24 protein-coding genes and 1 pseudogene are annotated in these 25,868 nt (G+C 31.1%); 23 read left to right on the forward strand and 2 right to left on the reverse strand.

Annotated features, from left to right (window positions below; all coding sequences use genetic code 11):
• The first annotated feature begins 141 nt into the window (after nucleotides 1-141).
• The 8 genes from ABID96_RS05465 (at nucleotide 142) to ABID96_RS05500 (ending at nucleotide 6,743) form a co-directional block, all read left to right on the forward strand.
• Complete coding sequence (locus tag ABID96_RS05465; protein WP_192601161.1) at nucleotides 142-1,746, forward strand: SIR2 family protein; 1,605 nt, start codon at nucleotides 142-144, stop codon at nucleotides 1,744-1,746.
• 532 nt (nucleotides 1,747-2,278) lie between these two features.
• Nucleotides 2,279-2,887, forward strand: a complete 609-nt coding sequence (locus ABID96_RS05470; RefSeq protein WP_192601162.1) for an undecaprenyl-diphosphatase — start codon at nucleotides 2,279-2,281, stop codon at nucleotides 2,885-2,887.
• A gap of 13 nt (nucleotides 2,888-2,900) precedes the next feature.
• Nucleotides 2,901-3,299 (forward strand): hypothetical protein, encoded by a 399-nt coding sequence (locus tag ABID96_RS05475; RefSeq protein WP_192602074.1) that lies wholly within the window; start codon nucleotides 2,901-2,903, stop codon nucleotides 3,297-3,299.
• Nucleotides 3,300-3,486: 187 nt separating this feature from the next.
• Complete coding sequence (locus ABID96_RS05480; RefSeq protein ID WP_192601163.1) at nucleotides 3,487-3,942, forward strand: hypothetical protein; 456 nt, start codon at nucleotides 3,487-3,489, stop codon at nucleotides 3,940-3,942.
• Nucleotides 3,943-4,014: 72 nt separating this feature from the next.
• A complete protein-coding gene (locus tag ABID96_RS05485; RefSeq protein WP_192601164.1) occupies nucleotides 4,015-4,206 on the forward strand; it encodes a hypothetical protein in 192 nt (63 codons plus the stop codon).
• Between the two features lie 220 nt (nucleotides 4,207-4,426).
• A complete protein-coding gene (gene pnuC / locus ABID96_RS05490; RefSeq protein WP_192601165.1) occupies nucleotides 4,427-5,062 on the forward strand; it encodes a nicotinamide riboside transporter PnuC in 636 nt (211 codons plus the stop codon).
• On the forward strand, nucleotides 5,037-6,011 hold the full coding sequence (locus tag ABID96_RS05495; protein WP_192601166.1) for an AAA family ATPase: 975 nt from the start codon (nucleotides 5,037-5,039) through the stop codon (nucleotides 6,009-6,011). Before pnuC ends, ABID96_RS05495 begins: the two co-directional genes overlap by 26 nt.
• A 213-nt stretch (nucleotides 6,012-6,224) precedes the next feature.
• Nucleotides 6,225-6,743 (forward strand): DUF2199 domain-containing protein, encoded by a 519-nt coding sequence (locus ABID96_RS05500; protein ID WP_192601167.1) that lies wholly within the window; start codon nucleotides 6,225-6,227, stop codon nucleotides 6,741-6,743.
• 356 nt (nucleotides 6,744-7,099) lie between these two features.
• On the opposite strand, the gene ABID96_RS05505 is transcribed toward ABID96_RS05500, so the two are convergent.
• Entirely contained in the window at nucleotides 7,100-8,701 is a 1,602-nt protein-coding gene (locus ABID96_RS05505; protein ID WP_377896719.1) for a methyl-accepting chemotaxis protein, read from the reverse strand.
• 733 nt (nucleotides 8,702-9,434) lie between these two features.
• Here ABID96_RS05505 and ABID96_RS05510 point away from each other — a divergent pair.
• The 3 genes from ABID96_RS05510 (at nucleotide 9,435) to ABID96_RS05520 (ending at nucleotide 10,766) form a co-directional block, all read left to right on the forward strand.
• The gene (locus ABID96_RS05510; RefSeq protein WP_087999063.1) at nucleotides 9,435-9,716 is read left to right on the forward strand and encodes a hypothetical protein; all 282 of its coding nucleotides are present in this window, start codon (nucleotides 9,435-9,437) and stop codon (nucleotides 9,714-9,716) included.
• Between the two features lie 191 nt (nucleotides 9,717-9,907).
• Nucleotides 9,908-10,408, forward strand: a complete 501-nt coding sequence (locus ABID96_RS05515; RefSeq protein ID WP_192601169.1) for a hypothetical protein — start codon at nucleotides 9,908-9,910, stop codon at nucleotides 10,406-10,408.
• A 130-nt stretch (nucleotides 10,409-10,538) separates the two neighbouring features.
• On the forward strand, nucleotides 10,539-10,766 hold the full coding sequence (locus ABID96_RS05520; protein WP_192601170.1) for a hypothetical protein: 228 nt from the start codon (nucleotides 10,539-10,541) through the stop codon (nucleotides 10,764-10,766).
• 285 nt (nucleotides 10,767-11,051) lie between these two features.
• Here ABID96_RS05520 and ABID96_RS05525 read toward each other — a convergent pair whose 3' ends face one another.
• A complete protein-coding gene (locus ABID96_RS05525; protein WP_192601171.1) occupies nucleotides 11,052-11,411 on the reverse strand; it encodes a carboxymuconolactone decarboxylase family protein in 360 nt (119 codons plus the stop codon).
• A 186-nt stretch (nucleotides 11,412-11,597) separates the two neighbouring features.
• Here ABID96_RS05525 and ABID96_RS05530 point away from each other — a divergent pair, with 186 nt between their 5' ends.
• The 12 genes and pseudogenes from ABID96_RS05530 to ABID96_RS05585 all read left to right on the forward strand — a co-directional run bounded on the left by ABID96_RS05530 (nucleotide 11,598) and on the right by ABID96_RS05585 (nucleotide 25,868).
• Nucleotides 11,598-12,353 (forward strand): GNAT family N-acetyltransferase, encoded by a 756-nt coding sequence (locus tag ABID96_RS05530; protein ID WP_377896720.1) that lies wholly within the window; start codon nucleotides 11,598-11,600, stop codon nucleotides 12,351-12,353.
• Nucleotides 12,354-12,601: 248 nt separating this feature from the next.
• Nucleotides 12,602-13,393 carry a DUF6612 family protein gene (locus tag ABID96_RS05535; protein ID WP_192601173.1) on the forward strand — a complete coding sequence of 264 codons (792 nt, stop codon included), beginning with the start codon at nucleotides 12,602-12,604 and terminating at the stop codon, nucleotides 13,391-13,393.
• A gap of 203 nt (nucleotides 13,394-13,596) precedes the next feature.
• Nucleotides 13,597-13,851 (forward strand): hypothetical protein, encoded by a 255-nt coding sequence (locus ABID96_RS05540; protein ID WP_192601174.1) that lies wholly within the window; start codon nucleotides 13,597-13,599, stop codon nucleotides 13,849-13,851.
• Nucleotides 13,852-14,275: 424 nt separating this feature from the next.
• On the forward strand, nucleotides 14,276-14,650 hold the full coding sequence (locus ABID96_RS05545) for a hypothetical protein (protein WP_192601175.1): 375 nt from the start codon (nucleotides 14,276-14,278) through the stop codon (nucleotides 14,648-14,650).
• Nucleotides 14,651-14,814: 164 nt separating this feature from the next.
• Nucleotides 14,815-15,069: pseudogene (locus tag ABID96_RS05550) on the forward strand (CPCC family cysteine-rich protein); the annotation flags it as partial.
• Nucleotides 15,070-15,733: 664 nt separating this feature from the next.
• Entirely contained in the window at nucleotides 15,734-16,036 is a 303-nt protein-coding gene (locus ABID96_RS05555; RefSeq protein WP_377896722.1) for a hypothetical protein, read from the forward strand.
• 182 nt (nucleotides 16,037-16,218) lie between these two features.
• On the forward strand, nucleotides 16,219-16,650 hold the full coding sequence (locus ABID96_RS05560) for a hypothetical protein (protein WP_192601177.1): 432 nt from the start codon (nucleotides 16,219-16,221) through the stop codon (nucleotides 16,648-16,650).
• 1,056 nt (nucleotides 16,651-17,706) lie between these two features.
• Nucleotides 17,707-18,948 (forward strand): helix-turn-helix domain-containing protein, encoded by a 1,242-nt coding sequence (locus ABID96_RS05565; RefSeq protein WP_192601178.1) that lies wholly within the window; start codon nucleotides 17,707-17,709, stop codon nucleotides 18,946-18,948.
• A gap of 1,005 nt (nucleotides 18,949-19,953) precedes the next feature.
• Nucleotides 19,954-24,330, forward strand: a complete 4,377-nt coding sequence (locus ABID96_RS05570; RefSeq protein ID WP_192601179.1) for a S8 family serine peptidase — start codon at nucleotides 19,954-19,956, stop codon at nucleotides 24,328-24,330.
• Nucleotides 24,331-24,681: 351 nt separating this feature from the next.
• Entirely contained in the window at nucleotides 24,682-24,891 is a 210-nt protein-coding gene (locus ABID96_RS05575) for a Spo0E family sporulation regulatory protein-aspartic acid phosphatase (protein WP_192601180.1), read from the forward strand.
• Nucleotides 24,892-25,416: 525 nt separating this feature from the next.
• Nucleotides 25,417-25,599, forward strand: coding sequence for a hypothetical protein (locus ABID96_RS05580; protein ID WP_192601181.1), 183 nt, complete (start codon nucleotides 25,417-25,419; stop codon nucleotides 25,597-25,599).
• A 101-nt stretch (nucleotides 25,600-25,700) separates the two neighbouring features.
• A complete protein-coding gene (locus tag ABID96_RS05585; protein WP_192601182.1) occupies nucleotides 25,701-25,868 on the forward strand; it encodes a hypothetical protein in 168 nt (55 codons plus the stop codon).

Genomic DNA, 25,868 nt, shown 5'->3' on the forward strand with positions numbered 1-25,868 from the left:
AGAACGTCTAATATAAATATGATAAATGACATAGAAAGAACGTCTAATATATTAATATTAATTGGGCTGTTAGTCATGGTATAATATCTTATCCAAATATTAACAGTTTCAATAATTATTTTGTAAAAAGGAGGTTTGACTATGGCTACAATTCTAGATAAATTAGTTGAAAATAATGAGTTTCCTGTTGTATTTATTGGTGCTGGAATTTCTAAAAGATTTTTAGTGAATTTTCCTGATTGGACTAGCTTGTTAGAAGGTTTTTGGGTAGGATTAGGGCTAACAAATTTTTATGGTGAGTTCAATAATATCAGGGTTGAAATTTCAAAATCTCAGCCAGAATATACTGATAAAGAAATCGATTATTACTCAAATATAAAAATGGGAACTCTTATTGAGGAGAAATTCAACTGGGCTTTTAATAATGGCGAGGTAGTTATTAAAGAATTTACACCTAAAGATGCTTTTAGATCTAAAATTTCACCTTTTAAAAAAGCGATATCGAATCAATTTTTAACTTATAAAATAAAAGAAGAAAAACTTCAAGAGTTTGAAGTTTTTAAAAGAATGTTACTTAAAACACAAATAATATTAACTACTAATTATGATACATTCATTGAGGATGCATATAATAGTGAAAGCGATTATGAAATTACAAAATACATTGGTCAAAAAGGGTTCTTTCAGGGAACTTACGGTTATGCAGAATTATATAAATTACACGGGTCTGTAGAAAGTCCCAACGATATTATTATTGCTGAAAATGATTATGCTAAATTTGATAATAACTCAGTATTAATAAGCGCAAAAATAATTTCAATGATGATGAATTCGCCTATTATTTTTATGGGCTATTCTTTAACAGATATAAATGTAAGAAAAATTATTAAAGAATTTACTCGCTCTTTAACTGAAGAAGAAATATTAATCCTTGAGGATAGGTTAGTTTTAATAGAATATCAAGAGGGGGAGAGTGAATTTAACGAGGAAGTAATAAATGACAAGGATCTAGGGTGCAAATTAAAAGTTATAAAAACAGATAATTATGAAAAAGTTTTTAATATTATTAGCACTATAAACCAGGGGATTGCTCCAACTGAAGTAAGGAAATATCAACATGTAATTAAACAATTAATTATAGATCGTGGGAAAAAAGGGACATTAAATTCAGTATTACTTTCACCTGAAGAACTAGATAATTTAGAAGAGCATTTACAGACAAAAAACATAACCGTTGCATTAGGTGATGCTAAATACATTTTCCAAATACCTGATTTAATTACTTATTCTTTAGATTATATATCAGATATAGATGAAATAAGTAATGAAATTCGAATGCGATTTGCTGTAAATCAAAATGCTAAATCAAGATTTCCAATTCATAAAATATTGGATAGGGAATTAATTAATTCTAGTAATTTACATCCTACTGAAAAAGAAAAATTGATTCAAAAAATCGATTCTTTTTCAAATTTTATTAAACATTACAATAAAATCGTCTCATCATCCGTGTTCAATAGGGATTCTTCTAATGTAGAAGAAATAACTAGTACTGCAGCGAAGAAAGTAAATGTGTATGAAACATTATCCTTCAATATACAGCGCTTGAATTTAGAAGATTTAAAAGTATTTTTAGTAAATGAATTAGAAGAATTGAAGCAAAAAGGGGAAATAACAATGGGAACTCAACTTCGTAGACTATTGTTACTTTATGACATAAGGAAAAACAAAAGAGGCAACGCCTAACCACAAAAAGTGATTGCCATTGCCTCTCTGCTATTGCTTTAGTATTATATGTTCATTATATAAATGTTATTATCGATAGTCAATCAAAAATAATCAATTACCGCTAATTAGTGAATTGGTTATTTTTCAACCTGTGGAAAAATATCGCAGATTCATTTAATCATTTAACAACTCTATATTCAAGTATCAACCTAATCTTGATACTGCTAAGATTACATTTGGCTAATCATCTCATTTACGTTGATTATTATGTTGTTAGTAATGAATATTTCTTTGGGTTTACTAATTGGAATTATTAAGGAACGGTGTGTTCAACTAACTGGCGCGTTAGTTACATAAGAAAACTATAAAAGTCGATTTCCTAATAAGGGGGTCGTTTTTTTATAGGTGATTCGCTCAACTGTTTATATGCAAATTTTGAAAAGCCTAACAAAATTGTCACATAAAAACATAAAATGTCATTTGAATCGATGGCTAATCACTCTATCTCCCATTTAAGATATAGAAAAAAGAGATAGGATGGTGGCTAGATTTGGATCTTTCTGAAGTTAATATTGCATTATTTAGATTAATTAATGACTTAGGAAAAGAGTATTCATATTTAAACCCAATTTTCAGTTTTATTGCTGAGTATATGGTTTTTTTACTTGCATTAGGTGTTCTTATTATCTGGTTAACACGAGACAAAAACAGTAGATTAATGATCCTATGTGCAACAATAACTTTTATTTGTGCTTTTATTATCGGTAAAATATCTGGTGCATTTCATTTAAATTATCAACCATATGTAGAATTATCAGATGTAAATAAGTTGATCGAGAAAGAAAAAGATAATTCCTTTCCAAGTGACCATACAATCCTATTCTTCTCATTTTGTATTTCATTTTGGCTTTTCAAAAGAGGTTGGTCAATCTTATGGATCTTTTTAGCTATTTTAGTTGGTATCTCCCGTATTTGGGTAGGTGTTCATTATCCTTTTGATGTTATAGCAGGTATACTAATAAGCTTTGCAACTGCAACCATTATATATTTCACATTACCCAAATTAAGTATTACAAGAAATATTTTAATGTTTAATGAAAAATTCGAGGACAAATTTTTTCAACCATTAAAAAAGTCAAAAGAAAACAAAAACTACTAATTAGGGGATAAACATGAAAAAAATTTTAGTTGTAATTACGATTATGATAATAGGATTAGTAGGGATAAAAGGTTATGATCTTATACATGGTGGATTTGAAATTAAAATAAAAAATCAGACAAATAAAGAACTATCTGGTTTATATTTGACCTACGATAATATTAAATCAGATATTAAGATACCCTTAATTGATTTAAATAAAGATTATAAACTTAACGTAAATCCCTCTAAGGATATTGGTGAAAGTTCGATGAAGCTTCATTACAAAGATAACAAAGGTAAATTACATAAAGAAACTGTTATTGGCTATTTTGAAGGTGGTTATTCTGGTGATATTTTAATTAAAATAAAATCAATTGATGCAGATGGAAAGCTTAAATTCAATATTAAAGAAGATATTTCTTTGTATTAATATGTGCAATACTTCATCATTGATAGAAACCAATTTTTAAAATACCTAATTCTACTAACTGGCGCGTTAGTTGAAGATTTCGAGTTACTTATAGTAACTCGTTTTTTTATTATAAAAATAAGAATTTTAATGCACGAAGGTTGTTTATAATAGATATAATTATTTAATTCAATTAGTGAGGTACACCATGAAAAAATTTGAAAAAATGTTATTAGGGATTAATGAAGAGGATCTTAACTGTTTCGCTAATAAAGGAGATTGGTTATATATCGCAAGTAAAAAAGATTCTAAAAAGGGCCTCTTTAGATTACCAAGTACCTTTCATTACTTTGTCTCATTAAATGGAAAGCGAATGCCTTCTGAGATTGGAGTAGTAAAGAAAATTGATTGTCATATAACTGCGAGAGAATTAGCAGAGTTAGATTTTACAAGTAGAAAAATGGATGTTTCAATCATTAATGATGAGGTTATTGCAGAGTACGAATGGTTTCTGGATAAGGTAAATGCTCAACCCGAACATACACCTATGGGAGTAACTTGGTTTGAAAGGGTCTTTCCTAAAAAAGAAAAAGAATTGAGATTTCATAAGAAATTCTTTAGTGGTTTAAGTAAAGAAGAGAAAAAAGAGTTGTTTGTAGATTAATATTTCTTCTTCAACTAACTGGCGCGTTAGTTAAAATTCACCTAGAGTAGTTCAACAAAAGGAGTATTCATCATGTTTGTATATTTAGAACTGTTTGTAGTGGTTGTTATAATCCTATTACTAACATTTTTCTTCTACTTTTCTTATAAAATTATAAGAGGAAAAAAGACAATTAATTCTTGGATTACATTGATTGGATTATCTGCGTTTATATTAATTATTATTTGGCAAGTGTTAAGTGCTCTTGGTGTTGTTCGACCATGAGATAATTATGTAACTAACGAGAGCGTTAGCTTAATAGCACTATGGACTGTTTTTATCAGTCCTATTTTTTTTGAATTAAATCGCACTTTAGTTGAATATGAGAATAAGTATACCAAACTATACTATGACTGTTAAAAATGCAGCTGAATTGTACGATGATAATAGTATTCCAGGTACTTTATCACGTTAATTGGCAGTTTAAATTAGAAAGGAAAGAAGTATGCAAAAAATAATAAATTTAATAATTTTGGCAACATTTATTACGGTTTCGTATATTACTAATTCTACTTTAATTGAAATAATGGCAAGTTTATTTGGACTAATATGTGTTTACCTAGCTGCGAAAGAAAACATTTGGACCTATCCAACAGGAATTATAAATATAATTTTGTTTTTACTAATCTTCTACGATGCAAAATTATATGCAGATATGATGTTACAAGGAATGTTTTTCATATTAAGTTTGTACGGATGGGTATATTGGTTACGTAATCGTGGTGAAAAAAACGTTCGTCCAACAACAAAACTCAAATTAAGTGGATGGATCTTCGTAATAATTATGACACCTATTTTATCATTGGCATGGGGATATTTTTTAAATGAATTCACAGATGCGAGTGTGCCCTATTTAGATTCATTTATAGCAACAACAAGTGTAGTTGCTCAAGTCCTACTTTCTTCGAAGAAATTTGAAAATTGGTATCTATGGATCCTAGTGGATATTTTATCAGTTGGACTATATGCATACAAAGGTCTTTATACGATAAGCTTTACATATTTTGTGTTTTTAATCATTTGTATTTTAGGTGTTATTAAATGGAGGAAAGAATATGACAAAGGGGTTTATTCTGGGTAAGTTTATGCCACTGCACCGCGGTCACTGTCACCTTATTCAAACAGCTGTTGATACTTGTAATGAGGTCACTGTTCTCGTATGTAGTTTGCCAACCGAACCAATCGATGGAAACATTAGATATGAGTGGGTAAAAAATGCATTTCCAACGGTCAATGTTATCCATTTTAAAGAGGTTGTTCCACAAGAACCTTTAGAACATCCTCAGTTTTGGGATATTTGGACAGAAATTGTGAATCGCCATCATCCTGCGCAAATTGATTTTGTTTTTTCTTCTGAAGATTACGGATACAAATTAGCAGAATGTGTAGGTGCAAAACATATTCAAGTAGACAAAGAGAGAAAAGTATATCCAGTTTCAGGTACACTGGTACGAAATAACCCTTTTGAGGTATGGGACTATATTCCAAATCACGTAAAACCATATTTTGTTAAACGTATTCTTATTCATGGTGGTGAAAGTTGTGGCAAGAGTACGCTAACTAACCAACTTGCAAACCACTTTGGAACGATTGGAGTACAAGAGTTTGCTAGAGAATGGATCGAAAATAATAACAATGAATTTAACTATAATGATTTAATTCTTTTTGCTGAAGAGCAACATAAACAAATTGAAGAAGGCGTTCAAATTGCCAATAAACTCATTTTTGCAGATACCGATAGTATGACGACTAAAATATATAGTGAAGAATATTTTGGTGAAGTACATCCAATTGTTGACCTATTGTCAGAGAAACCAAATTGGGACCTTGTTCTATTATTGAAACCTACAATACCATATAAAGAAGAAATTCAACGAAACTTTGGTCATAAGCGTGAGTATATGCATGAACGGTTTCGAAATATATTAATTGAAAAAGGATTACGTTTTGTTGAAATTGATAAAGTAGGTGACGAGCGATTTAAGCAATCAATAGAGGCTATTGAAAAATTTTTTGATTTTAAAAATTAAATTTAAGGGATAAACTAAACAATTATTTTTACAATTTCCTTATCCATTAATTAAACTAACTGGCACTTTAGTTAAACAATAAAAAGAGGAAGATCAATTTTCGATCATCCTCTTTTTAACTATATTGCAGACTAGTTCAACAATGGCGATACTTTATCAATAATAAAAATTAGTTTAGTATTAATTTATTAAAAAGTATTTGGAGGCAATCCAATGAGTAAAGGTTTTGAATGCAAATATTGTGGAAAATTCCATGATGAGTTACCGATGAGTTATGGAAGCTCTGTACCTGATTATGTTTATGATATTCCAGAAGAAGAGCAAGAAAATCGTGTAGAGATGAACGATGATTTATGTATAATTGATGATAAATATTTTTTTATTCGTGGAAATATTGAAATTCCTGTTATAGATGCAGATCAAACATTTATTTGGGATGTTTGGGTATCATTAAGCGAAGAGAATTTTGATAAAACAACTTATTTTTGGGAGGATCCTATTAGAGAAAAGAAGTTGGAACCAATGTTTGGATGGCTATCGACAGATATTACTTGTTATCCAGAAACAATAAATTTAAAAACAATGGTTCATACTCGGACAGTTGGCTTGCGTCCAATTATTGAGTTAGAACCCACTAAACACCCACTAGCAGTAGAGCAAAGTAAAGGTATAACTGTGGAGCGAATTATACAAATCGCAGAAGAATTATGCCAATCAAAAGAACAAGACTAATTTTCCTTATCCAACTAACTGGCGCGTTAGTTCTATAAACTTTCAGAAATAAATGTTAAGTTCCAACTTCAGTATTTGTCTAATAAGTCGAATAAAATAGTGAGCATTTTACTCTATTGGAGTTAGTTATGAAAGATAATCTAGAACTATTAATAATCTCTATCTAAAATCGAAGCATTGTAATACTTGTTCAAGAGGGGAAATATATAGTAAAAAGCCACTTACACTTAATTAAATAAGTATAAGTGGCTTTTTATTAAATTCTAAAACCTTTAACCGTATCCTGTAACTCAACAGCCATTGTACTTAATACATTTGCTGAAGCAGACATTTCTTCTATAGATGCATTTTGTTGCTCAGCTGGCGGCCGCTACAGTCTGTGATTGTCCAGATGCTTCCATAGAAATTGCAGAGTTCTTTTCAACAATATGCATGATATTTAATGAACTTGCATTGACCTCTTCAAAGATAGCAGATACTTCTTGTGTTTGTGAAGAAACTTCCTCAATCATTTTAACAATATCCCTAAAGTTTTCTCCTGATTCACTTACAAGATGTATGCCATTTTTAATTTCTTGTGAACCTTCATCCATTGATGAAATTACTTTTTTCACTTCATTTTGAATTAAGATAACAAGTTCAGAAATTTGTTTTGAAGCTGTTCTTGATTGTTCTGCAAGTTTCTTTACTTCATCAGCAACAACAGCAAAACCTTTTCCTTGTTCACCGGCTCTTGCAGCCTCAATTGCAGCATTTAAGGCTAATAGATTCGTTTGTTCGGAGATTTCAGTAATGATTGTGACAATGTTTCCTATTTCATTCGATTTTTCACCTAGTCCATTAGCTATGATTGAAGTATTGTTAACGGTGTCATTGATCATATTCATTTGTTCCACTGTTTTTTCCAATACTTTATTTCCATGAATCGCTTTTTCTGTAGTAGAAAGTGAGTTATCGGCTACTGTTTGGATAGAAGTGGCTGCTTGCTCCATACCAGAAGAAATTTCTTTTACTACGATATATGCCTCTCTACTGCTGTTCTCTTGTTGTTCAGAGCCTTCTGCAATTCCAATGATTGAATCAGTAATTTGTTCAGATGCACGACTTGTTTCTTCTGCGCTTGCAGACAGTTCTTCAGATGTTGATGCTACTAATTGAGAGTTTTCAATTACTTTTACTATAATGTCTTTTAAATTAATCGTCATCGTGTTAAAGTCTTTTGCCAACTCACCAATTTCATCTTTATTTTTAATCGTTACTAGATCAATAGAAAGATTGCCATTTGATACTTCCCTCACTTGATTAGATAGAAGGGTAAGTGGATTTTTTATATTTCTTATCATTACGATAGCAATTGTGATTAAAGCAATAATAGAAAAACTTACAATGATAATTGTTACATCAAGTACACTTTTGAATTGTACTTCAGAATCCGTTGTAATTGTTTTTGCCTCTTTTTTATGCAACTTTACTAGGGCATCTAAGTCAGTTTGCATTTTATCAAATAATTTAATACCTTCATATGAAGTTAGAATAGCGTTATTTGTATCATAATTGTTACTTAATGTAAGAACCTCTTTGTTTTTAATCAGATAGTTTTGCCATTTGATTTTTAATGAGTTGAAATGTTCTCTTTCACTATTTGTAGTTAACAGTTTTTGATAATTAGTAAAAGTTGCATCTAATAATGAGATAGTATTATCTATGCTCTGTTCATATTGTGTCTTATAAGGTAGGTCTTTCGAAATAATGTGATTTTGCGTAAGGGTCATAACATGTTCAGTTAAATAATTAATATCACCAATATCAGCAATTTTAGGTGAAACACTTTTACTTAAATTACTAGTATTATTATTTAATGAATAAGCACTATAAATTGAGAACCCACTTAAAGCGACTATGATTAATAATATTGAAACAAAAGTGAGTATCAGTTTCTTTCCAATGGTCCAGTTCATAAAAAATTCCTCTCTTTTAAAAAAGTAAAATTGTAATTCATAAAATAATATCGACCAATGTGTCGAAGGTTTGAATATAATGTCGAAAAATGTAAGGGATAAGTTTGAATTCGTATTTTCACAGATACATAACAATTAGATCCAAATAGTAAAGGGGAATATAAATTATCATTTAAATCTGTCAAAATTTTATGTAACTAACTGGCGCATTAGTTGAACAAAGAAAGCAGTTATAGGCTGCTTTTTTATTTATGGATTTGGCAGTATAGTTAAGATACTAAGTTTAATTAAGGGGATTTGAATGAAACAAATATTTAGAAAAAAAACATTAATTCATGTACTTTTCATTATATTGTTATTTACAATAGCACTAATGAACTTTGAATCTTACATATTTCAATTTATTTTATTAGTTTATTTAAATTATATATTTTTACAAAAAAAGCAAAGGAAAAAAAGATCTATACTATATTTTAATTTAACGATTATTGGTTACGTTTATATTACGAACTATTATTAAGATCTAACAAAAAATTAAGCGCCTTCTTCAACTAACTGGCGCGTTAGTTACATAACAGTTCGGCTGCCTTCGCAGTCTTCTTTGTTGTGCCTTTTGGAAGGAAGTTTAATATATAAATCGAACAGAGGTATAAATTTCCAGTGTTTATCATGTAATAAATTCCTTATGATTAAATACTGAAAAGGTTAATTTTAAAATGGAGGAAAATCTGTAATGATAAAAAGAAGTAAATTATATATTATAGGAATTTCTGCATTAATAATTCTATCAACATATATCTCACCTAGTTTATCAATAAGAAGTTACATGTTTATAAAGGGACACCCTATTGTTGCCTTTAGCAAACTGGAATATATAGGTAATGATAAAATGTATGGTAAGGGTTATTACTCTGAGGGTTGGGAAGATAGACTTACTGGAAGTGGTGTAAGTTACTTTTATGCTAAGAGATCAATTATTGGAATGTACTGGGTTTCTTCTGGTTCAGGTCCATAATTAAAGAATTTATCTTATATGTAAAAGAATATACTAAAGAAAATCCTATTTAACTAACTGGCGCGTTAGTTTAATACATACGGCTACTTTAAAAGTCTACTTGTTTTGCTAAAATAGCAGTTTAGTCGATTATTTAATGATATAATATTAAAGTGTTTTAGAATTTTTAATTAAAGTATGAGGATATTAATTTGAAAATTAAAAAGATCATTATAGTTTTTCTTGTAATTATTATAACTTTTAATTTATATGAAAAATTTTTTACTAAAAGTTTGTCAATAAAGGAAGTTGAAAAATTTGCTATACAACATAAGTTGAATACAATCGGTGTTAAAAAAATAGGTAATAAAACGTTAATATTTTACGAGCGAGAAAAGGGACTAGGTTCATATGAACTAATTAAAAAGTTCGGTAAAGTTCATCAAGTTGGTTGGACAAAGTTTCAAAATAATCCAGTAATTGTTTATGGTGAGTATGATGAAATTGAAAAAGAACAAAGTTATTTTGGTGCGATCATTACTGATACTTCTATATTAAAACGAGGTGATGAATTGATTGTAACCGATATTAATGGAAAAAAGATTACCAAGAAAATAACTCCTAATGAAAAGGTCTATTTGATTAAAAATGTAAATGAGATTGAGGATTACGAAATTCAAGATATAAATAATAAAGTTATTTTTCCATATTGAACTAACTCATGCGTTAGTTGAGGATCATGAAGGGCTGTTTCGACAGCCCTTTTTATATGTTTGACGAGCAGGATTGTTACAAGGACATATAAGATATTAATAAACAGAAAATAGACGAGGGTGTGAACAAATGGATCATTGGATAGGTTACATCTTTTGGGGGTTAATTGGTTCTGGGGTATTTCTTTTTGTATGGGGTCTTTGGAAAAAATCTTGGCAATCATTGCGAATGAGTGGATTTGCTTTAATATTACCAATGCTATATTTCGGTGGTTCTCCGAGTTGGTTGAAATACCTTGCTCTGATTCCTCTTATTCCTTTTGCACTTTCTTTTTACACCAAAAAAAGAAAAATTTAAACAAAGAAAATATCAGTCTTATCCAACTAACTGGCGCTTTAGTCGAACAAAATGAGTTGCTAATTGCAACTCATTTTTTACTTTATTAAAACTTACTTAAAAAACTATTCTATATTTATAACAAAAAAATGACATCTCCAATGGTTAGTACGTCTAAGGTTTCTAACAATTGGGGTGCATTTCAAACAACTAATGCCTAATTAGTTTGTAAATAAGTAGCTTATTTGATAAGTTTTAACTTATTTTTGAAATAATCCAGTTTGAATTCAATTCACAGTATATAATTTAAGATTGGTTTAACTCCTGAATACACTCTTGAACAAGAGTAACCCCTTGGCTAACTGCTGCCCCACCACCAAATGCAGCAGTCACTCCGATAGCTTCTAGAATTTCTTGTTCAGAACATCCTTGATCAAGACATCCTTTTGTATGATAGATGATGCAATATTCATCCTGGGCATAAAGGCTAATTCCTAGCGCAATTAATTGTTTTTGTTTTTGAGATAAAGCCCCTTCTTTAAAGCATTCTTCTGTAAAAGAATTAAATTTATTTACAAAGTGAGGAAATTTCTGAGTAAACAATCCAAGTCCTTCTTTATACTTCTTTAGTGCTGATTGTGTAGTGTTTTTTGACTCATATTTCATATAATTAAAGCCCCTTTTATATTTACTAGTTAATCAATAATATTATTAGCGTTATAAATAAAAATATTAAAGTTTTATAAGTAACTTACATCCAAATAAAAAAGAAAAGGATTACTTCAAGAATTATAGAATTAATAAAAGTGCTTTCTTTGAAATTAAACTATGGGATTAATGGAGATAGACTAAATGGATAACATTTTAAAAATAGAAACGATAAATAGTGAATCATTCAAGATATTGAACGGTGAGCCCGAGTATATAAATATTGAAGAGACAGAAAACATTAATGAAAAAAATTTAGTGAATGAATTAAAAACTATAGTAGATCAAAGTCTTAATAAAGAAGTGAGAAGAATTGGTGTATTCATTAACAAATCTTCAGAGCATTACTCAAGTTGTTCAAAGCTTTTACTTGAACTAGGATTTGAACTTTATACTTCTAAAGTTGAAGTATTGAGATTATTACAAGATATCAGTAGAACAAATTATTATAAATGGCATTCTATTGCAGATACTAAGCTTTCAGAAGATGAGTTCAAAATGCTTTGGAAACAATGTATGGCTGGTTCTGAAAATAGGACATCATCATTTTCAATAGATGAGCATCTGAATTCTGTAAAAAGTCTTTTGGGACCAAATTGGAAGAAGTCTTGTATAGCCTTCTATGAAGAGAACAAACCTATTGGAATCTCAATTCCCCATATAGAGCCTGGAACATTAGACGAAGGTAGATTATTTTATTTTGGTCTATTACCTGCAGAAAGGGGGAAAGGTAGGAGTTATCAATTTCACTATCAATCATTGTGGATTTTAAAACAAATGGGAGCTACTTTTTATAAAGGAAGTACTCATGAGACAAATATAAAAATGCAAAATGTGTTTTTTAAAAATAATTGTTCAATTAAGTCACGAACCGAATCATATTATAAATATTTAAAATAAAACAAAGTTAAATGCTTAATAGAAGATTAAAATCCTTATGCAACTAACTGGCGCGTTAGTTCAAAAAAAATAGGCTGCAATGGCAGTCTATTTTTTTTGAACTTTTATAGTAAATAAAAAGTTATATTCAAAAAAACAACTAAAAACCGATAGAGTAATAGGTGGTAAAAACTGAGGGTTATTATTTTCACAAAGATTTCACTTGTTCCACTGAAAAACTTTTTACTTATTGAATTTAAGGAGAAAAAATGAAAAAATTGAAGAGTTTTATCTTAATCGCATTAACTTTGATTCTGACCTTATCAACTGTAGCTTGCGGAAAACCGATGCAACATCAGAAAAATAATAAAGAAACGAAAAGCAGATTCTCGGTCGAACAGATTTATGATCAAACAACAAAGGTAATGAAAAAAATAAAGAGCGTTTCGTTTAAAAAGATAACTGAAGAAAACAATAATGGTTGGATACAAGAATGTGAATTGAATTCTAAAATGACGATATCACCTGAAGTAGCGCTTTATGAAACGTTTTTATTTTCGGATATCACATGTGATGAAACATGTGAAACAATAATCGAAAAAACGATTGTGGATGATCAATTTTTTTTCAAAGTAGACGGGGAATGGAATACTGACACTTCTGGTATTGACGCAATTAATCAATTGCATGAAATGGTTGAGGAAAAAAGATTTCTGATGCTTATTGATAAGCAGTACCTAAAAGATGGAATTGTAATGGAAAATGATGAGTCATATATTATCCGCATGGAAAAGGACAACAAGGAGTTAATAGATGTAATAGAAGATACCATTGCGTCACAATTACTTCTAAATAAATCAGAAGAGTACCAATATGAAGTGTCCAAATTAAAATACAAAGTTATTATTGATAAAAAGTCATATCACATCCTCGGAATTAATTCATCAATGAATCTTGTCGCTAGGAAAGGTACTGAAGAAGTTAAGATTAAACTTGTTCAAAAGTCAACAGATTTTGAATATAACAATGTAAAAAAGATTAAAGTACCAGATATTCAATAAATTCTGAAGTAGTTAATGAACTAACTGGCGCATTAGTTCAATAACAAATAGAGGATGACCATTAATCGGTCATTCTCTATTTCTCTCTATTGCAAGATAATTGTATATCAATTAATAAAGGGATAAATTTCCATTGTACATTTTAATATATTCCTTATTATAGAAATATGATGAGCGCTTGACGTTAAAAGGTGGATAGAGTAATGAAAAAATGGGAAAACGTTGCACAAGGTATTGCTATAGTAATTGTACTTACACTGATTTCATTTTACTTTGAAAAAATAGGGATCTCTTTTTGGCTCAAATACATCACTATAATTATTATAATTCCTTTAGTTATGTATGTAGTATCAAAAATCAAAGTCCTCCAGAAACCAGTATCTAAGAAAAGAGGATGGCTAACTTTTACTGTAGCATCTATATTTATAATATTTATTTCTGATTTTGTTTTAAAATAAGAAAGGAATTGAAAATGAAAGAAGTCATAGGATTAATCTTTGTTTTTATAACAGGGATAATATTTTTAGGGGTCGGTTTATTTTATTTTGAGAAATTTTATATACATTATAAAGAGTTTAATGAGAATAGAATTGATCTATTTCCTTTTATTAATGATTATTGGTTTACACGAATTTTGTTCATATGTATTGGAGTCTTTTTGATTTTCATAATTCTATATTCCTTGTTCAACTAACTGGTGCGTTAGTTCAATAAGATCACGAGTCGCTTATGCGGCTTTTTTTTGTTGAATTAACTGGCAGTATAGCTCAATAAAATTTAAATATAAACCTAACAAGAATTTAACAAATTACTACGCCAGAAGGAATATCATTATATTAAATAGTATTAGACATATATATTACGGATAATGAGGGGGTTTTTATGAAATTTAGTAATTATTTTATTAGTTCGATAACAAGTCTGGGTGTTCTAATATTTACTTTGTTATTTGGCTATTTTAATTATGGAGCATACTCCTATGGATCAATATGGGGTGGATTAATTGGTTCAATTATAGCTTTTATTGTTCTAAAGAAGTTAAATATCTACTTAACTGTTAGTGCATCAATTGTTGGTGGTTTACTAATGCTTTTAATATGTAGTTTAATAATAAAATTTTTCCCTATAAGTGTGCGCGATGTAGGTGATTTAATTATGCCATTTATTAATGCGACCCTTATTTCAATAAGTTTTATTCTTTCTATGGTTACATTGACCTTTATTAGTAAATGGAGCTCAAATTTTAGTAGCAAATAATTAATTTCAAAATATTTTTTAATACTATCTTATACAACTAACTGGCGCGTTAGTTGAATATTAAGTGCAGCCATCGGCTGCTTTTTTATTTACATTTGGCAGTTTTGTGGAATAAGAAGTGTTAAAATAAAGACATAAATACAAGCAGTTATAAGGAGCAAATGATGAAAAAGTATACTTGTCCATGTTGTGGTTTGAAAACATTTTCTGAACCGAATGGTAGTTACGAAATCTGTTTAGTATGTGCTTGGCAGGATGATGGTGTAATGAATGATAATCCTGATTACTGGGGTGGTGCTAATCAGGTATGTTTAAGACAAGCACAAAGAAACTATATTAAATTTGGGGTAAGTGAGAAAAGATTTATCGGTAGGTTAGTTAGAAAGAATTACGAAAAAGATCCTTTATGGAAACCAGTGTGGGAAAAGGAATTAACACAGGGTAAAGACAAATCATTAAGTATAAAAATTGAAGGAAATATTTTAAAAAATGGCTTCCAACAATCTATAGGCATGGATGAATTTTTAGATGAATTTGTGAAATTACTTGAAAGCAATGGATGGGCTTTTGGTGGTGACATTATAAAAGGTAAGTGAACAAATATAACGATTGCAGGTGTTAGCTCAATAGCATGGGGGGCTGTAAGGAAGCACTTGTACTATTGTAGGTTTTATTAATTTAAAGAAGATAATGGTGATAAGATTTTTACTTGCATTTTTTATTTTTTTAATAATAGGTAGTTTAATTTATAATATTCTACCACATAAATATATTTTATGGTTACTAGTTATTTACCCTACACTCTATTTTGTAATTTTTGAAATAATTTTTAAATCACGAAGGAAGGATTCTTCTTACTGATGTATAGATAGAATAGGTGCTGTAATTTTAATTGATTTATTAAACTCTTATAGAACTAACTGGCGCAATAGTTTAATAACACTCGGGAGCCGATGAACGATGATCGGCTCCTATTTTACTATTTGGAAAAATAGTAAAAAAAGGAACTAAAGAAACCGATAGAATGGTGTAAAGTAATTGATTAAAGTGATTTGTAAATTATTTATTTAAGGTGTTGTTATAATGCGTAAGAGTAACAATGTTATAAGGAATCTTTTTAAAGTCTCTAATAGTAATTCACTTCGAAAAGAAGTTATGGAATGGAATTTTATCGGTCATACATATAATGATTCATTTATATTAAAAGGTATTGATATATTTGAACATGACTGGGATGAAATTGAAACAAACGCAAAAGTAATTGACCCAATATACGGAGTTGAAAAAAGATTTTCAGTCTATAAAATTAACCCTGATGGACAAGAAATAATATTTGCGGCAGGAGAATTTTCATATAATGTGTGGGGTATATACGTAAGAAAATAGAAGGCATTAAATTTGATATTAATAAATTTCTTATACAACTAACTGGCGCTTTAGTTGCATAACATAAAGGACTGTTAACAGTCCTTTTGTTGTGTAAACGGTTAGTTTGGTTTTTGAAGGATGGTTTTTACTTTCATCGAATATATAATTTATATAAAAGGAATGTTAGGAGATAAAAATAAGTGGATAATCAAAGGGTTAGAGATTCTGGCGAAACGATTATAGATTTTCTTGATAGTGTTCTTGTGGAATGTCCTCGCTGTCAAGAATTCGCTAACATAACTGGAAATCCGATAGACCAAAGACCAAAATTAACTTGTTCTAAGTGTGGATTAATAAGTATTCCCGAAATAGTAAGTTATGGAGGAAGTTCAGGCGAGTATTGTGGATTCTCATTGTGGCTAAAGTCCAATTGTTGTGGCAATATCTTATGGGTTTATAATAAAAAACACCTTGATTATTTGGAGAGTTATGTTGGAGCAGCTTTAAGAGAAGAATTTACTAATATTAATCAAAGTTTAGTAAGTAGGCTCCCATATTGGATAAAGAAATCTCAAAATAGGGAATCAATTTTAAAGTGTATTCTTAAACTAAGACAAAAATTGAATAATTGAGATCCTTATTCAACTAACTGGCGCTTTAGTTGAAGATCACGAAAGGCTGTTCACCAGCCTTTTTATTATGCTAAATGGTAGATAAGTTTAAGTGGAAAGGTGAACCATAAACGTAATCAAAAAAGAAAGAATAGAATTGTAATAAATAATGCTTCCACGTACAACACATGTTGAAGCAGTTGTGAAACTTACATTGAAAGTGTAACCAACTAATAAACTTCTGACAAACTTAATAATCCTTTGCCAAAATCAGAATAAAACCTGATAAAAGGCACGAACAGGGCAAGACTTTTTTCCGAAAAATAATAATGATTTGCTAAAAAAATTAGAATGAAAAATGTGAAAAAGCGGGTTTTGTAGTAAGGGTTTATTTTGAATATGAAAAAATGGAACGTAAGAATGTGGATTGGAGAGGGTTAGAGTAACAGGAAATTATTATTACTGAACAACGTTAAATTAAAGCAGATGGAACCGTGAATCTATAAAAGATTCTAGCTGATCCATCTGTTTTAATTTCAATCATTTTAATTATCCGATGTAATAATTCAGGTGTTAAAGTATCCATCTTATTAAATTAAGAAAGAGCTTATTGAAGAGTATGGTTTTATTCACGTTTATTTGAATCAGTTAAATTCTCTTCCTGCAACTTTCACTTATTGAATGGCAGTATTTTCAGGCGGAATATTTATATCAAAAACATAAACTATCGACCTAGGAAGAAGATCATTATAGTCCTTTCCTTTTCTCTTGAGCTCAGCAAAACATAAACAGACAAACGCTTAAGCTCTATCGGTTACTCATTATCCATTAGTGAAACCTACGATTTGGTTAATTAATTCTCTCTAGAGAAATAAATATATGCTATGTATGATGTTAATCAAGTATTGGACTACTTCAGTCTGAAGTCATTAATTGGAAAAAAATGGTTAGGCGCAGTTGTTTCTCTTTGTGTTATTTTTAATCATAGAGACTCAATTGTATTATTTCGAGTGAGGTTTTCTTTAGTAAAATAAGAACCAAAAATTCATATTTGTGGGATAAAGTGAGGTGTTCACCATGCTTGAGGGACAAATAATCAAATTCTATCGTGAACGTCAGAGCATGATGCAGAAGGATTTAGGAATTGGAATCTGTTCGAGTACACATATTAGTAAAATTGAACGAGGATTAACAGAAGTTTCTAAAGAAACGATAAACTTTCTGTCAAAGCGCCTTTGTATTGATATGGAAACAGAAATTAAAACTTACATTGGCCTAGATTCCCTTTTAAAAAAATGGCATGAATCGATCATTTTAAAATTGAAAAGAAAGGCTAAGAGAATTAAGAAACAATTAGAGGCTATTGCTCTTCTACAAATGCCGCTTATTTATCGTTCCTATAAGCTCATACTTACAAGATATTATTTATTGATAGGGCAAGTGCATCACGCTAAATCTCTAATTGCTGAAATGGACAAATGGTCTAATCTTTCACCATATGAAAAAAACATGCTTCTTCACATTAAAGGGATCAATGCATTGATAAATAAGGAATATTATAAGGCAATTTCATATTTTCAAGGAATCGATATAACTTATTACAACAACCAAGAGTACTATTATCATTTGGCTTTTGCTTATCATTCTCTGAATTCACGAGTATTGGCTTATTATTTTGCCGAAAAGTCACTGCGCTTTTTCACCGAAGTGCGCAGTCTTACGCGAATGATTGAAGCAGAAATGCTTATGCTGGTCCAAGTAGAGCGGGACGAGTTTTACGATCCAAAAGATACGGAATATCAAAGATTAATCGAGATGACCGAAAACATTGGATTAGACCATCAAAGAGCAATGCTGACACACAATCTTGCATACCAGAAAGTTCGCCAAGGAAATTATGATAAAGCTTGTGAATATTATAAACAATCTATGGACATAAAAGACCCCCATACAGCCCTTCATATAGCCTCTCTGGAAGGCTATATAAATGCATTAACGAAACAAGGAACGAAATCAACCGAAGAATTGCTCCAATTGGTGGAAAAGGGTATTGCTCTTTCTGAAGAAATAACCGATCCAATCTATATACATTTCTTCTATTTACATAAATATAATCTTCAAAACGAAAAAGAGCTTTATTACCATTACCTTGAAAAAGAAGCATTTCCTTATTATCTGAAAATGGCACATGTTCGCTTATTGGAACATTATGCGATAAAGTTGTTCGACTATCATATGGAAAAAAGCAATGTCGAAGAAGCAAATCAATACGCAGCGTATCTCGTGGAAAAATACCGTAGAAACGATAAATTTGCTTGATTTTAACTTATCATGAGAGTTGATTGTAGCTTAGGCACTTTTCTCCTTCGGGAAATTGAGGGAAATGGGAAACCTAGTTAAATGATTCACGTAAGGAATCATTTAACTCCACAGACGGTAGCACTGAGGAACTCTATCCCTCCCCATGGAAAGTAAGTGCCTGTAGCTGAAATCGACGGACAAAATTTATAGTCAAAAACAATTTGCAAAAAAATCCTAAAGAAAAACGGAAGAGTTCACTTCATTAAACGGAACCGAAAGATTTAAAAATATGTGGTAACAACACCTATACGTTCGTTTATGGGGAGAAGATGTTTTTCACGCGGAAAAAAGCATCCTCTCTTCTTTTTTATACTTTCCAATGCTCCGTATCTACACTTCTTATCCCCGTCACACAATACCTTAATTGTCAACAAATTGATTTATAACCCCAAGTCAATCTATTGAATTATAACCGTATGTCAAAATCTATTTTAATAGTACGATTAATATAGATTTGCATTGTCGTAATTTGTCAAAATATTAAAAAATATTAAAAAGTTGTAATAAAGCAGGTCGTGCCCTCCCTTAAAACCCCATTTGTCATGCTAGTCTAGCAAATATATAATTCTGTTAAAATTCAATATTACCTATTCGTTTAATCCACAGCAAGAAACAACATAACTCTACAGAATCGGTAATTGGTCTAGGAGGTGACCCGTTCATCTTGTTAGCAATCTCTTAATTTACCCTATTCAACTATGAATCATACAGTAGGATATTTCTTAACATTTGTATCTTAATTTATATCCCACTAGGGGGATGTTTGGTAAAAAAAGAAATTGAAGACTTACTAGCTGTAACATTATCCACGGCTATCGATGCTTTACAAATTGATGAACATGCAGTTAATGATGTAAGACTCATCGAAAAACCTCTTTTATAAGTAAATGGGTCAAGCAGTTAAGCGAAAGGAGAGAAAAAGATTTTTTATGTAAATTCAATCTAAATATGGAGGTATTAAACATGAAAAAAATCACCAAAAAATTGCTTGCATTGTCGACAACTTTCATACTTACCGTAAGTTCATTTGCTGCACCAGCTGGGAATTATGTTAAGGCTTATGCAAAGGACAATATTGAGACAAGCTATAACCAGGAAGCTAAAGCAATAATAGAGAATAAAATAAGTGCAGAACTTATAAAAGAATTTGTAAATAACTCTCAAACTACCTTTCTTGTAAAATTTAAGGATCAGGTAGATGCAGTAAAGGTCGCTAATGAAGCTAAGGCTAAGAATAAGCAACTATCAAATGTAAAAAAAGAGTTAGTAGTTCGTTCATCAATCGTTTCTGAATTAAAAATTAAATCTGATTCAACACAGAGAAATTTAAAGAAGTATATAGAAAAAGAAAAGAGTAAAGGAAATGTAAAGGATTATAATTCATTTTATATCGTAAATGGTATGGCAGTTACAGCAACAGAGGAAGTTATGAGAAACATAGCGGCTATGCCGGAGGTTGAAAGTATAGAACCTAATGGAATTACAAAGTTAATTGAGCCTGCAAAAACTACTGTAGCTGCTGTTCCAGCGGCTAATAATATAGAATGGAACCTTGAAAAAATTGGAGCGCCAGATGTTTGGGGTTTAGGAATTGATGGAACAGGAATAGTTGTTGGTAGCATAGATACAGGAGTTCAGTGGGATCACCCTGCATTAAAGACAAAATATAGAGGATATGACCCAGCTAATCCAGATAATCCAAATAATGAATACAATTGGTTTGATGCAACTGCAAATAATGGTTCAGCACCATACGATGATGTTGGTCATGGAACCCATACAGTAGGTACTATGGTTGGTTCAGAACCAAATGGTACAAATAAGATCGGCGTTGCACCAGGAGCAAAGTGGATAGCTGTTAAGGCGTTTACTGAAGATGGCGGAACAGATGCTGATATAATAGAAGCTGGTGAATGGATGCTTGCTCCTAAAGATAGTAATGGAGTACCACATCCAGAAATGGCTCCTGATGTTATTAATAACTCATGGGGAGGCGCTCCTGGAGTAGATGATTGGTATAAAACTATAATAACAAACTGGAGAGCAGCAGATATATTCCCAGAATTTTCAGCAGGAAATACAACCCCTTACAATCCTGGTGGACCAGGATCAGTTGCTAATCCTGCAAACTATCCAGAATCCTTTGCAACAGGAGCAACTGACATAAACAACAAGTTAGCCAATTTCTCATTAAGGGGTCCATCACCATATGGTGGAATACAAAAGCCAGAAGTTTCAGCACCTGGAGTTAATATAAGATCCTCAGTTCCAGGAAGTGAATATGAAGGTGGATGGAATGGAACCTCCATGGCAGGTCCACATACATCAGGACTTGTAGCATTATTACTTCAAGCCAATTCATCTTTAACAGTTAATGAAATGGAAGAAATAATAAAGGAAACAGCAACTCCTTGTACTGACTCTCAATATCCTGAAACCCCTAACAATGGATATGGATATGGTGTTATTAATGCATTTAAGGCTGTAACATCAGTTATGACAGGAATATCTGAGATTAAAGGCCAAGTATCAGAAAATGCCGAGGATACAGTTCTACCAACATTTAACCATATACCTGTTAAAGAGATATTCGAAGGATTGGAACAAAAAGTAAAAATAGATGTACAGGATAATGTAAGCGTTCAGACAGTTGAGCTTCAATATAAAAATAATCCATCGGATGAGTGGACAACCGTTGCAGCTGAAAGGAAGAGTGGGGACTACAAGTCAGGAAGCTATGAAGTTGTAATTCCAGCTGATAGAGTAGTAGCAGAATCAAATCTATCTTACAGATGGAGAATAGTTGACTTTGGAAAGAACGAGATTACAAGTGATATCTATACAATACTTGTTAAACCTGCAATTACAATAGGATACTTTAATGATTTTGAAACAGAAATGACAGGATGGGAAAACTACTTGGAGGCTCCATTTAAGGATCAATGGAAGTGGGGAAAACCAACAACAGGACCTAATGCACCAGCCTCGGGAGAGAAGGTTTTAGCTACTAATCTTGAAGGAACTTATTCAGAAAATGAAATAATGCTAATAAAATCACCCCCTATTGTCCTGCCAAAAGGAAGTGCTTATTTACAGTTTAAAAATTGGTATGATGTAGAAGAAAATATTGACCGTGCATTTGTTCTAGTTAAAGGTGACGAGGATGAGAATTGGTATATATTAGCATCATATGGAGGCACTAAGACAGAAGGATATTCAAATGAGGAAATAGATCTAAGCGAATACGCAGGAAAGAAAATAAATATCGCATTTGCCTTTATATCTAATGAATCCAATAATAAGCAGGGATGGTTTATAGATGATGTTAGACTAACAAACCAATCTGTAGCACCAGGTGGCACATCAGCTTTAAGCAGCAGACCTAAAGAACAGTTTAGATTAACAAGCCAATCTGTAGCATCAGGTGCAACATCTGCTTTAATCAACAGCCCAAAAGAACAAGAAATAAATTCTGTAGAGACAAATGCTAATTTAGCAGTAATTCCACTATCAGCTACAGTGTCTATTCTTGAAAATGGTCGTTCAACAAAAACAAATCCGCAAGACGGATCATATAATTTTAAGGTTAAAGAAGGTGAGTATACATTAAGAGCTGAAAAGTATGGATACTATCCACGCGATAAGAAGGTTCAAGTAGCAGCTAACCAAGTTCTTGAAAATACAAACATTACATTGGTTCCAATGTCTAAGGGAACATTAACAGGTAAAATCACTAATTCACAAACAGGAAATCCTGTGAAAAACGCTAAAGTTTACCTAATTGAGGATGCAGCAGTAGCACCAGTTACAACTGATGCAGAGGGTAATTACTCAATAGCTGGATATGAAGGTAACTATACAGTACAGGTTATAGCAGAGAACTATTTTGATGAGAGATTTACTGTAGATATTACAAAAAATGAAAATGTTACACATGATCTTCAGCTAAAACCATTTATAAATTTTTCAGGAGAGATAGGCTATGATGATGGAACACCAGAATATTCAGTGGGTCAATGGGAAGCGGGAGGTGGCTATGCAGTAAGAATGTCACTTCCGGAGGGACAGACCTCTGCAATAGTAACCTCTGGAATATTTATGTTTGATCCAACATCAGGTGGAACTACATTTAAGGTGGCAGTTTATGACACAAGTGGAAAAGATGGCACCCCTGGAAAAATGATAGCAGGGCCATTCAATGGAAATGCTATTAGAGAAGCAGGGAAATGGACAGTCGTTGATTTATCCGCGCAACAAATAGTTGTAACAGGCGATTTTTATATGGTTTTAATACAGGATAAGATGGCTCCTGTAAGTCCACTAATTTCATTGGATAAAAATTCAATAGCAGCACAAAGATCATGGCAGTTTGTAAAAGGTGGCCCATTCACTTTAGCAAATAAAGATTTTGGAAATATGATGATTAGAGCAACAGTTAAGCTTGGGGCACTAGCTCCAGTTATAACCTCACCAGTGGATAACTCATATTTAAATAATGAAAACGCAACAATAAAAGGTATGGCAGCTCCAGGAATGGACGTTCATATATTTAGCGGTGATAAGGATATAGCAAATGGAAAGACAAATGATGATGGAAGTTTCTTAATTGATGCAGTACTTCAAGAGGGAGTTAATACTCTGAAGGCAAAAACTATTACAGGAATCGGATCTACTCCTTATTCGAAGGAATTAAAGGTTATATTAGACAAGGTAGCACCAGTTGTAGAAATTACAAGCCCACAAAATAACGCTAATATAAATGATCAGGTTATAACTGTAACAGGAGCAGCTAAAGATGATTATTTAGATTATGTTGAAGTTAACGGAACAAAGACAGACATAGATTCAAATGGAAATTGGACAGCAAAGATTATGTCCAAGGAAGGGGAAAATGTAATAAATGTTGTTGCTAGAGACAAGGCAGGAAATGAAACTGCTAAGAGCATAACAGTTAATGTAAAATACTCAATACGTGAAATTAAAAATATAATGCCATCGAGTGATGTAATAATAAAGGCAGATCAAAAATTAAAGGTTGAGTTCGACAGTGAGACTGGATTAAAAAAGGCAGTATTTACAATTAACGCTCCGATTAATGGCATAACAAGTGCAGTATCTGTGCCAATAGCAAGTTTAAGCACCTTTGAAGTAGTTATGACCGAAGTAAAAGATGCAAATGGAAATGGTACTGGACACTATGAGGGCTACTGGACAGCAACTAAGAAGCTTACATTAAACGGTGCACAAATAGTGGTAAAAGTAGAAGATATTTATGGAAATTCATTAAGTTCCACGGCAGCAGGAAAGCTATATGTGAATTCCAAACCAATTAAGAAATAATTATGAAAAAATGTCAGGTATTTTGCCTGGCACTATAACCAAGAACCGGTGACGCTTCATTATGACGTTGCTGGTTTTTTTACACTTTTATAACTCTATTCTTTAGGAATAATCAAAGAAACAGGGCTAGAGAAGGGATTTTTGATTTGGGAGTTGACCAGGCATTTGTCATAAGCGTTGACAAAATCAAGCGCGGCTTTCAATTAATCATAAAATTACATTAAAAATTAAGGATATTCACTTTCTTGTTCATTAAACTGCAACATGTGCAAAAGTATCAAATCGCTAACTAATGAAGTCACATCAGGATTGAATTCTTACTGAGTGTTATTAAAATGGAGGGGTATCGGGATGGCAACTTTATTACAACAGATATCAAAAGAGATAGAGGAAAAGAGATATGAATTAGTTGATATTAATAAACGGTATGGATTTCTTCATTACAAAACCATTCAATGTAGTCAAGAGTTAGACAATTTATTAAATCAGTTATTCAAAGTAAGGTATGTTGGTTGTAGTACAAACCCATCCTATATAAAGGTTATAATGGGGGGCCAATGACTGAAGCAATGTATTATGTAAGAGGACTCTTTGAACTATACAGGGAATAAATAATACGAACTGGCGCGTTTGTTGAAGAACATGAGTAACCTATGGGTTACTCTATTTTTATTGGGATATATAGCAGAAGAGTTTATTATGGGATGTTATAATATTATTAATTAATTAATTAATTAATTATTATTGAAATGAGGTCTAGAAATAGATGGGTGAATTGGTTCCAGTCACATCAAAGACAAAAATATATTGTTGGATATCGTTAACTCTTTTTCTACTCGGTTTACTTTCATGGATTCCTTATGTGGTATTTAACGTCCAAGAACCTTTTGGAATGTTAACATTCATTCTTAATCCAGTTGGAATTTTTATAGGTTACTATGTTAAGAATAGATTTTTAGCATTTAGCAATTTAGCTATGACCTTTAGTTTTATACCTGTTGTAATATACATTTACCTCTCAAAAGGATACATTCCAATGTGAAAAAAATAGATTCACCAAATTATTGGAATTTTAAGGAGTTTTAAATGAAGAAAATTTTAATTCTATGGATCATGATTGTTTCGGGTTTGTACACTTCATGTCATATTTTATTTGGTTTTAATGAAACTCGAATCATAAGAATTATTACTGATACAATTGGTCTGATCTTTATTGTCATTATAATTTATTATTTTGCATTAAAAATAGAAGCGAAAAATAATAAATAGTATTAGTAAAAAATATTATCGGTCAAAACATACCTTTTCAAAGTTAGAATATATACTATTTAAGAATTTTAAAAAAAATTGAAGAGACAGGTGTGGAAATCTTGGATCTAGAAAGGGAAATAAATAATATTCTTTTGGGTACTGCAGTTTGTTTTAAATCTGAATTAGAACTTTTGGAATTGGGAGAATTTATATCAAATAGGATCTTTGGTGGGCTTCATTTTGGTGGATTAGACGATCACATTTGTGAAGAGATACCTGCAATTTAA

The organism is Gottfriedia sp. OAE603, assembly GCF_040543965.1.
In the GTDB taxonomy this organism is placed as follows: Bacteria; Bacillota; Bacilli; order Bacillales; family Bacillaceae_G; genus Gottfriedia; species Gottfriedia solisilvae.